The sequence below is a fragment of the Salinivibrio sp. IB643 genome (assembly GCF_001996105.1).
GTDB classification, from domain to species: Bacteria; Pseudomonadota; Gammaproteobacteria; order Enterobacterales; family Vibrionaceae; genus Salinivibrio; species Salinivibrio costicola.
Genome location: NZ_MUFF01000052.1, coordinates 1 through 6,965 on the forward strand (window position 1 = coordinate 1; position 6,965 = coordinate 6,965).

At 48.1% G+C, this 6,965-nt stretch carries 7 protein-coding genes and 4 tRNA genes; 4 read left to right on the forward strand and 7 right to left on the reverse strand.

Translation table 11 applies throughout. The features are described from left to right. From BZG77_RS13890 to BZG77_RS13910, 5 genes are all read right to left on the reverse strand, one after another. Positions 1–264, reverse strand: a 264-nt coding sequence (locus tag BZG77_RS13890; protein WP_241844163.1) for a GTP-binding protein, incomplete at its 3' end; no start/stop codon positions are given. A 104-nt stretch (positions 265–368) separates the two neighbouring features. Further along, positions 369–444 (reverse strand) — tRNA-Thr (locus BZG77_RS13895). 13 nt (positions 445–457) lie between these two features. After that, positions 458–532: transfer RNA gene (locus tag BZG77_RS13900), tRNA-Gly, on the reverse strand. 37 nt (positions 533–569) lie between these two features. Then, positions 570–654, reverse strand: a tRNA-Tyr gene (locus tag BZG77_RS13905). A gap of 7 nt (positions 655–661) precedes the next feature. Beyond that, positions 662–737: transfer RNA gene (locus BZG77_RS13910), tRNA-Thr, on the reverse strand. Between the two features lie 209 nt (positions 738–946). Between BZG77_RS13910 and coaA the strand changes: the two genes are divergently transcribed. Continuing rightward, positions 947–1,885, forward strand: a complete 939-nt coding sequence (gene coaA / locus BZG77_RS13915) for a type I pantothenate kinase (protein WP_077647670.1) — start codon at positions 947–949, stop codon at positions 1,883–1,885. A gap of 18 nt (positions 1,886–1,903) precedes the next feature. Here coaA and birA read toward each other — a convergent pair whose 3' ends face one another. Both birA and murB read right to left on the reverse strand, forming a co-directional pair. Then, positions 1,904–2,872, reverse strand: a complete 969-nt coding sequence (gene birA, locus BZG77_RS13920) for a bifunctional biotin--[acetyl-CoA-carboxylase] ligase/biotin operon repressor BirA (protein ID WP_077647671.1) — start codon at positions 2,870–2,872, stop codon at positions 1,904–1,906. Beyond that, complete coding sequence (murB, locus tag BZG77_RS13925) at positions 2,869–3,903, reverse strand: UDP-N-acetylmuramate dehydrogenase (protein WP_077647672.1); 1,035 nt, start codon at positions 3,901–3,903, stop codon at positions 2,869–2,871. The genes birA and murB overlap by 4 nt, the downstream gene beginning before the upstream one ends. Before the next feature lie 75 nt (positions 3,904–3,978). Between murB and BZG77_RS13930 the strand changes: the two genes are divergently transcribed. From BZG77_RS13930 to BZG77_RS13940, 3 genes are all read left to right on the forward strand, one after another. Next, positions 3,979–4,410: a GNAT family N-acetyltransferase gene (locus BZG77_RS13930; protein WP_077647673.1), complete on the forward strand. Its 432-nt coding sequence runs from the start codon at positions 3,979–3,981 to the stop codon at positions 4,408–4,410. Between the two features lie 111 nt (positions 4,411–4,521). Beyond that, entirely contained in the window at positions 4,522–5,871 is a 1,350-nt protein-coding gene (pssA, locus tag BZG77_RS13935) for a CDP-diacylglycerol--serine O-phosphatidyltransferase (RefSeq protein ID WP_021024455.1), read from the forward strand. Between the two features lie 12 nt (positions 5,872–5,883). Then, positions 5,884–6,528 (forward strand): isochorismatase family protein, encoded by a 645-nt coding sequence (locus BZG77_RS13940; RefSeq protein WP_077647674.1) that lies wholly within the window; start codon positions 5,884–5,886, stop codon positions 6,526–6,528. The last annotated feature ends 437 nt before the right edge of the window (positions 6,529–6,965 follow it).

Genomic DNA, 6,965 nt, shown 5'->3' on the forward strand with positions numbered 1-6,965 from the left:
ATAGTCAGCGTGTCCTGGGCAGTCAACGTGTGCGTAGTGACGGTTTGGCGTATCGTACTCAACGTGAGACGTTGCGATGGTGATACCACGATCACGCTCTTCTGGTGCGTTATCGATTGACGCGAAATCACGCGCAGCACCGCCGTATACTTTTGCAAGTACAGTACAGATAGCTGCAGTCAGCGTAGTTTTACCATGGTCAACGTGGCCAATAGTACCAACGTTAACGTGCGTTTTCGTACGTTCAAATTTTTCTTTAGACATGACAGTCCCTCTAAGCACGGTATTTCGGTGGCATTACGACCACACAACCAACAATCAGGTTTGTTGAGTATACATCAAACGGCTTGAAGTTACCTTGGAGAGGATGGTGCTGATAGGCAGATTTGAACTGCCGACCTCACCCTTACCAAGGGTGCGCTCTACCGACTGAGCTATATCAGCACTCTAAAAAGAGTGGAGCGGGCAGCGGGAATCGAACCCGCATCATCAGCTTGGAAGGCTGAGGTAATAGCCATTATACGATGCCCGCAATCGTTACTCGTAGAGCTATTCAAACAATTTGAAATTGGTGGTGGAAGAAGGATTCGAACCTTCGAAGGCTGAGCCGTCAGATTTACAGTCTGATCCCTTTGACCACTCGGGAATTCCACCTAAATTTTGGTGCCGGCTGCCGGAATCGAACTGGCGACCTACTGATTACAAGTCAGTTGCTCTACCAACTGAGCTAAGCCGGCGACAAGTGCTGCGCATTCTATGCCATGGATTTGAGGGGTGCAATAGGGAATTTTAAAAAAATGGGTGATTTTTGCGTCTTTTGGGTATTTTTTTGTGTGATTGTTGGGAAAGTAACCAGCCAACACCTTGATGACAATAGGCAAGCGCTTTTCCTTCCCGCTGGTTTGCGGTATCGTCACTCTCTTTATTGGCTTAAGGCACATGGATCATGAACGCAACGCTAACGCCTTATTTGTCGTTCGACCGTCAACAATGGGCTGAACTGAGGGATGCAGTGCCCATGACGCTTACCGAAGATGACATTGACCGCTTACGCGGCTTGAATGAACATTTATCAATGGATGAAGTGCGCGATGTCTATCTACCGTTGTCGCGCTTACTCAATCTGTATGTTAAAGCGCGTAAAAGCCGGACTGAAGTGCTTGATGAGTTTCTTTCTCAGCCCGTGTCAAACCATGTGCCTTACGTTATCGGCATTGCAGGTAGTGTGGCGGTTGGGAAAAGCACGACGGCAAGGCTCCTAAAAGCGCTTCTAACCCGGTGGCCGGATCACCCTAAAGTGGCGTTAGTCACCACTGATGGTTTTTTATATCCAAATGCTGAGCTCGAATCGCGCGGCATCATGCACAAAAAGGGCTTCCCGCAGTCGTATGACATGCGCAAGCTGGTTGAATTTGTCGCTGACGTCAAATCAGGCAAAGACTGTGTCACTGCGCCTGTTTATTCCCACCTTGTCTACGACATTACATCGGATGAGCAAAAAGTCGAAAAGCCCGATATTTTAATATTAGAGGGGCTGAATGTGCTACAAAGTGGCATGGATTATCCACACGACCCGCACCACGTGTTTATTTCTGATTTTCTCGACTTTTCTATTTATGTAGACGCCGAGCCTGACTTACTCAAACAATGGTACATCGAACGCTTTATGAAGTTTCGGCGCGGGGCATTCCTCGATCCACAAGCTTATTTCCACCATTACACGCGCTTGTCCGTCGAAGAAGCGACACAGAAAGCAGCCACCATTTGGAATGATATTAACGGCAAGAATTTACTAGAAAACATTTTGCCAACCCGTGAACGGGCAAGCTTAGTGTTAGAAAAGGGCCCGAACCATTCTGTTCAGCGCGTTCGCGTGCGTAAATAGTCCGCATTCGTATAAGGACTAATCATCGCGCCTTAACGAGATTTCCCCTCCCAAGTAAGGCGTGATGTTTCCATCAACCTCCAGCAATAAGGCGCCATGCTCATCAATACCGCGCTCAATACCTTTTACCTGGCGGTCGCCCATTAATAGCTTAACGGGGCGACCGATAAAATTATCCAGTTGTGGCCAATCAGCCAAAACACTAGCCATACCTTGCTGTTCGTAGGCGATAAGCGATGCCTTGAGACGGTCAATCAAGTTCGCTGCTAACGTATTACGTGACGGCATCGGTGAACACGCCTGTGCAAGCTTCGCCCAAGGTTGATCAATATTGTCGTTAAGATGGGTCCCCATACCGAGGTTAAGCCCCATACCAATCACTATGTGTGCCGCATCACCCGTTTGCCCGGTCATTTCAACCAAAATACCCGCCAACTTTTTGTCTTGATAATAGAGGTCGTTTGGCCATTTTACTTTGACACCTGTCGCACCCAGATCGTGTAACGCTTTTGTCATTGCTACTCCGACAACAAGGCTGAGCCCCATTGCCGCCGCAGGCCCTGCATCTAATCGCCAATACATGGAGAGGTATAAATTGCTACCAAACGGCGATTGCCATGCACGCCCTCGACGACCACGGCCTTGTTGCTGATACTCGGCCAAGCACACACTACCAGGACTGAGCTGCCCCACTCTTTCCATTAAATGCTGATTGGTTGAGTCTATCACTGGGATCACAGCCAAAGCGGGTATATCGGTATGGGCACTTAACCAAGCTTCATCGAGCAGCTCAATCGGTTGTGATAAGCAATAGCCTTTGCCCTGTACTCGATAAATATCAAGCCCCCAAGATTGGAGAACCTTGATGTGTTTACTGATCGCCGCACGCGTCATACCCAGCGCTTTCCCCAGCATTTCGCCAGAGTGAAACTCACCATCAGATAAACGTGTAATCAAGGCGAGACGTGCCGAATGCGCGCTCTTCATTGTGCCTCCAAGGTTGTTTCACCCTGCTGATCAATCAAGCGCACTTCGTGCTCAAGCCTCACACCAAAACGCGTATAAACGTGCGAGACGACATGCTTAGCTAAACGTATCACATCGTCACTGATCGCATTCTCGGCATTGGTAATAACCAGTGCTTGCTGAGGATGAACGCGTGCGCCGCCTTGGCGTTTCCCTTTTAAGCCACATTGATCAATCAGCCACCCCGCTGCGACCTTCTTTTGCCCCAAAGGCGCGGAAAAGAGCGGCACATCAGGGTAAGAAACCTTTAACTTTGCCGCTTGCTCGCTATCAAGCACCGGATTTTTAAAGAAACTCCCAGCGTTACCGCACACAGAAGGATCGGGTAATTTAGCGCGCCGAATCGCACACACCGCATCAAAAATGCCTTTGGGGGTCGCTTGTTGAGAATCCAGTTCAGCTAACGCGCCATACTTGAGTACCGGTTTCCACGCTTTATCCAAGCGAAAGCCAACCTGAGTAATGACCCATCCCTGCATGGCGGGGGTTTTAAAAATCGAATCGCGGTAACCAAACTGACATTCATCGCAAGACAAACGACGTTGATTGCCCGTGTCAGGATGATAGATATCGACGTAAGCGCAACGCTCGGCAAATTCGACACCATAGGCACCAATATTTTGAATCGGTGCCGCCCCCACACAGCCGGGAATTAATGCCAGGTTCTCAAGCCCAGGCATCGCATTATCAATACTCCAGGCAACAAACGCATGCCAAGGCTCACCGGCGCCAACATGTAATAGGTAATGGTCAGCGTGGTTATCGATCGTGATCCCCTTTAGGCGGTTAAGGACCACCACCCCCTCAAAGTCTTGGCAAAAAAGCAGGTTGCTACCTTCACCAACCACTAACTTCGGTGAGTTGTGATAATCAGACGCTTGCCAAATCTCTTGTAAGTCTTGCACACAATGTGCTTCTACAATCGCTTGGGCGCGCGCGGGCAAACCAAACGTATGATGGGGTGTCAAAGACACATCAGATAACCACTTCATCGTTGCATTACGCTGTTAGAAAACTCATTGATGGGTATACTACCTGTCCTGCTCGTATTGCGCATCTATTAGGCTATGGATAATTATCACATTCACCCGCTAGAGCCCTTGCGGTTCCCACTGGTAGCGCGGTTCTACAAAACGCACTATCCTCCCGGAAAACCCAAGAAAGATGAACGTATTTGGGTCATTGATGGTCCGAGTGGACTATGTGGCGCGGTACGCTTTCAGCAACGTCTCGAGTATCAGTTACTCACAGGCATGTTGCTACACCCTGATCTGCGAGGAACAGGTTTGAGTCATCGTTTACTCGACGCAGTGCAAGAAACACTGTGTCAACATCGTAGCTTTTGCTTAGCTTTCCGTCCACTGACTACCTTGTATGCGCAGCATGGTTTTACGCCTGTCGATCATCACGTATTACCCGATGATCTGGCTGCACGCCTGCACCGTTATTGTCAAAGTGGCAAAGATTTAGTGGCGATGGAATACTCACCCAAAGCGTGACATTAGCAACAAAGCCATTGCGCGGTGATCCGTAGCTTGACGCAATTTCTGGTATCATTCAGGGTTTAGTATCAATGCTCGACTCTGGCCGTCGAACAAAAAGAGGTAATAATGGATTCAGCGAACGCAAACCGGCAGCTTATTGATCGCTTGCCCACCATTGCGCACCAGCCAGAAAATCTCGAAACCTTATTAGACGCGGTCTCATTTAGAGAACGGCTCCTTAGCGAAATAAAAAAAGCAACATCACGTATTTATCTGGTGGCTCTATACTTACAAGACGACGAAGCAGGACGAAGCATTCTGGATGCGCTTTACGAAGCAAAGCAAGCTAACCCTGCCCTCGATATCAAAGTATTAGTCGACTGGCATCGCGCACAGCGAGGGTTAATTGGTGCTGAACAGTCGGACGGTAATGCAGGACTATATCGAGCTTATGCAGAGCGCTACCCACATAAGATAGAGGTCTTGGGTGTGCCAGTCAGAAACCGCGAAGTCTTCGGCGTTTTGCACTTAAAAGGATTCGTATTTGATAACACCGTTATATACAGCGGCGCCAGCTTAAACGATGTCTATTTAGCGCAACATGATAGATACCGTTATGACCGTTATCACGTGCTCGCCAATAAAGTACTCGCCGACACCATGGCAGACTTTATTGTCAACACGTTAATCGCCGACAGTGCCGTCAACTGTCTCACCTCGCCCGACCGCCCCAACAGCAAAGCACTAAAGCCAAACATTCGTGAGTTTCGTGGTCAGCTACAGCAAGCCAGCTATCGATATCAAGATGAGCCGATTAGTGAAGACCAAGTTGGACTTACCCCGATGGTCGGGTTAGGTAAACGGAAAAATAAGCTCAATCGTTATATCTGTCATTTGATTGCCAGTGCCCATGATGAATTAGTCATTTGCACGCCCTATTTTAATCCACCACGCAGTGTCGTTCGCGAAATCCGTCGCGCACTTCGCCGAGGGGTAAGCGTGAGGATTATAGTGGGAGATAAAACCGCGAACGATTTCTACTCACCACCAGAGGCGCCATTTAAGACGATTTCAGCTCTGCCTTATTTGTATGAAGTCAACTTACGCAACTTTGCCCGTCGCAACGAAGCAGCGATTGCAAAACGGCAGTTAAATATCCATATCTGGAAACATGATGACAACAGCTTCCATTTGAAAGGCATTTGGGTCGATCGCCAGTATATGCTGTTAACGGGCAATAACCTCAATCCGCGCGCCTGGAAGCTAGACTTAGAAAACGCCATCTTGATTCATGATAAGCATCAGCAATTAGAGGCACAGAAGCAGCAAGAGGTAGATACGATCTTGGCTCATACACAGCTGGTTGGCAGTTATAAGCAGATAGAAAAAATGGAGGATTATCCTGCGCCAGTCAAACGCCTACTTAAACGGATAAAGCGGGTTAAGGCCGATCATATACTCAATCAGATACTTTAGGGGATAACCGCAATGAAACAGGCCAAAATAGCTGCCATTGACGTTGATGCACAGCGCACGTTTACGCCGTTATGTCCTGACGAATTACCCGTCCCCGAAGGCGATACCATCGGACCGGCACTCAACGAACAGGCAACGTTGGCTGACGTACGTGTTTTGACCAAAGATGCGCATCCTGCTAACGCCGTTTGGGTGGTCGACGATCCCGCTGACATGCTCCAGCCTTTGCCGCATAAAAACGCCGATCTGACTTGGGTGCAACACGCGGTTCCCGGAACGAAAGGGTTTGAGACGATTGACGCATTGCCAGCAGTGACCGAGTATCATTATGTGGTTTGGAAAGGCATCGAGCCCGATCTTCATCCGTATGGTGCTTGCTTTCATGATATTGAAGAAAAGCTCAGTACTGGATTAATTGAGTGGCTACATAGCCAAGATATCGAAACAGTAATAGTGGGCGGGCTGGCAACCGATTACTGCGTCAAAACAACCGCCATCCAACTGAAAAAACGGGGTCGTTTCGACGTTGTCGTTAACCTTGCCGCTTGCCGAGGGATTAATGCTAAAACCGTATCCTCTGCCTGTGACGAGATGCTGGCCGTTGGTATCAAATTAGTCGATAGTCAACTAGCGTTAAGCTGTCTACTGCCCCGTTAATTTGTATCGCAGCAGCACATGATTGCTTGCTGCGATCTTGCTTATATAGCCTTTAGGGTCGCCATATTAGTTAATGACCGGTTTATTAAGGCCAATTCCTACAACAAAAAAAACTAACCGAGTGGTTAGTACCTCATATTTTAGTTCATCAACGTTTTACGCATATCTACTTTAATAATCATATTGCGATCTATAGATCGAGAATTTTGCTGCGAGATACACAGTCTTATTAGACTCTCAAGATACAAAAAAGCCCCGACCGTTAGGTCAGGGCTTCGTATTTCTTTCTCATCAAAGTCTTACACATATCCGCTTTGATGATTAAATTGCGAGCTATTCGCAGGGAGTTTTGAAGCGAGACGCACAATGTATGCCAATACATGAGCATCGCAGCTATCAAAAATCACAAGCAATAGGCGCAATTTATAATCAAAGCC

Bases quoted from the DNA above. Each gene is read 5' to 3' on its own strand.
- coaA (WP_077647670.1), top strand. From the start codon at position 947: ATGAACGCAACGCTAACGCCTTATTTGTCGTTCGACCGTCAACAATGG.
- birA (WP_077647671.1), bottom strand. From the start codon at position 2,872: ATGAAGAGCGCGCATTCGGCACGTCTCGCCTTGATTACACGTTTATCT.
- murB (WP_077647672.1), bottom strand. From the start codon at position 3,903: ATGAAGTGGTTATCTGATGTGTCTTTGACACCCCATCATACGTTTGGT.
- BZG77_RS13930 (WP_077647673.1), top strand. From the start codon at position 3,979: ATGGATAATTATCACATTCACCCGCTAGAGCCCTTGCGGTTCCCACTG.
- pssA (WP_021024455.1), top strand. From the start codon at position 4,522: ATGGATTCAGCGAACGCAAACCGGCAGCTTATTGATCGCTTGCCCACC.
- BZG77_RS13940 (WP_077647674.1), top strand. From the start codon at position 5,884: ATGAAACAGGCCAAAATAGCTGCCATTGACGTTGATGCACAGCGCACG.